The 1,815-nt window shown below is 45.1% G+C and carries 4 protein-coding genes and 1 pseudogene; 3 read left to right on the top strand and 2 right to left on the bottom strand.

Annotated elements, in window-relative coordinates; genetic code table 11:
- Positions 1 to 109 (top strand): annotated as a pseudogene (locus tag F6K37_RS45940) (peptidase M28); the annotation flags it as partial.
- Positions 110 to 171: 62 nt separating this feature from the next.
- On the opposite strand, the gene F6K37_RS40625 reads toward F6K37_RS45940, so the two are convergent.
- Positions 172 to 315 (bottom strand): hypothetical protein, encoded by a 144-nt coding sequence (locus F6K37_RS40625; RefSeq protein ID WP_154659817.1) that lies wholly within the window; start codon positions 313 to 315, stop codon positions 172 to 174.
- Between the two features lie 441 nt (positions 316 to 756).
- On the opposite strand from F6K37_RS40625, the gene F6K37_RS40630 reads away from it, so the two are divergent.
- Both F6K37_RS40630 and F6K37_RS40635 read left to right on the top strand, forming a co-directional pair.
- Positions 757 to 897, top strand: a complete 141-nt coding sequence (locus tag F6K37_RS40630; RefSeq protein ID WP_154659818.1) for a hypothetical protein — start codon at positions 757 to 759, stop codon at positions 895 to 897.
- A gap of 61 nt (positions 898 to 958) precedes the next feature.
- Positions 959 to 1,477 carry an Ntn hydrolase family protein gene (locus tag F6K37_RS40635; RefSeq protein WP_287256967.1) on the top strand — a complete coding sequence of 173 codons (519 nt, stop codon included), beginning with the start codon at positions 959 to 961 and terminating at the stop codon, positions 1,475 to 1,477.
- 188 nt (positions 1,478 to 1,665) lie between these two features.
- On the opposite strand, the gene psb28 is transcribed toward F6K37_RS40635, so the two are convergent.
- Positions 1,666 to 1,815 (bottom strand): photosystem II reaction center protein Psb28 (gene psb28 / locus F6K37_RS40640; RefSeq protein ID WP_287256969.1); only part of this gene is annotated, 150 nt, incomplete at its 5' end.

A 1,815-nucleotide genomic window follows, 5' to 3' on the forward strand; every position in this document is an offset into this window, starting at 1 on the left:
GCGCAATCCCCATTACCATCAACCAAGCGATCGCATTGATACCCTAGATTTAGATTTTCTCACTGGTGTCTGTCGTGGCTTAATCGCTGGTCTTGGAAATCTTGTCTAGGGGAATCGGGAGTCGGGAAGTTAGAATTTAGAATTTAGAATTTAGAATTTAGAATTTAGAATTTAGAATTTAGAATTTAGAATTTGGAGTCGGGAATCGGGAGTCGGGAATCGGGAGTCGGGAATCGGGAGTCGGGAATCGGGAGTCGGGAATCGGGAGTCGGGAGTCGGGAAGAAGTCTCGAAAACTACTTCTTCCCGATTCCAACACTATTCTCCTCAGCTAATCCTTCCTGGGGTTTGGGTTTCAAAATGTGTTTCTGATAGCGGTTCTGATCTTAATCAGGTACACAGGATTTTTTTCCTGTTTCCTACTCCCGTTTTGATGCAAAGCGCGAGTGGGGGTTTCCCCCAAGACCGCCCTGCATTGAGATGCACCGAGATCAGATCAGCTGGCCACAGGGCGTTAGATCATGTCAGGATAATTACCCTTAATAAAAATCTCCCCTATCTCCCCTATCTCCCCATCTCCCCATCTCCCCACACCTCCCACCGTCCCCACCCTCTCCTTAATTATGGGTATTCAACCAGACTTGATATTAGTAGGCACTGCCTAGGCTGTTTATTATGGGCCTGAGCCCAGAATGGATATCATGCAAGAGATACACTGTCTGATACTATCAGACAAAAAGTGCATGAAGTTTAAGCTATGGCCATCGCACAAAGTGAACACCCTACCCCACACCTCACCCGGTCACCCCACACCCGGTCACCCCACACCCGGTCACCCCAGGCACTGCCCACCCTAGAGGAACTGGTTGCGATGGATAAGGCTAAACTAGTTTGTTAATGACTGCTATATCGGTGCCTGTTTCACCGTAATCATCGACTAAAACCATTAGGAGCAACTTATGAGCGTTGTCGCTGCCAGAAAATACCCTGATCAACTAGTTTTTGCCTCCGATAGCATTCGGCTGTCAGGATACCTCAAGCAAACTCACCGGGTAACTGGGGATGAGTGGGGCAAGCTATTTGAAATCAATAACATGATTATTGGCGGCGTGGGTTATACCATGGAATTGAGTTTCATGCAAATATTTGCCAGAAACCATTCTCCAGCAGCTCCTACCGTTGAGGCTGTTCTCGATTTTATTGTGGAATTTTATAGTTGGGCAAAGGATAAAGACGATACCTTTGGTCGCAGAAACGAATATTTGTTAGCAGTAGAACAGGATATTTTTTGTATCAGTGATGGCTATCTTGTTGATAAAATTAATGAATTTGGTGCCATTGGTGCTGGACAAGATTATGCTCTGACCGCAATGTACTTAGATAAAACCCCTGAAGAAGCGGTAGCGATCGCTAATGAGCTTTGCGTATATTGCTCTCCTCCCATTAATGTGATTACTAAGGAAATCAGCGATATCTAACTTGGGTATAGTGCTGAGTACTCAGCTTGTTAGTAAGCTATCAGCTATCAGCTATCAGCTATCAGCCAAAGGCCAACGGCTGACGGCTGTTCGCTTAGCGTGCGCGTAGCGCATATGCTTAAGCGTTTTTGAGGGTTGACGGTTGGCCAGACATTAATACCCAGCACTGAAGACTTAGCTTAATACTGTTAGGATTTAGTAAATCCTAAGCCATTTTCTTCACTATACCGTTCCATAAAACGCATGAAACGATCCCACTCTTCTGGAGATTTCATTATGTAAGTTGCTTCTATAGCCATTGGTTCACCATTAACAAATTTGCCATTAACCTTACTGGT

The sequence above is a fragment of the Moorena sp. SIO4E2 genome, assembly GCF_010671945.1.
Classification (GTDB): domain Bacteria; phylum Cyanobacteriota; class Cyanobacteriia; order Cyanobacteriales; family Coleofasciculaceae; genus Moorena; species Moorena producens.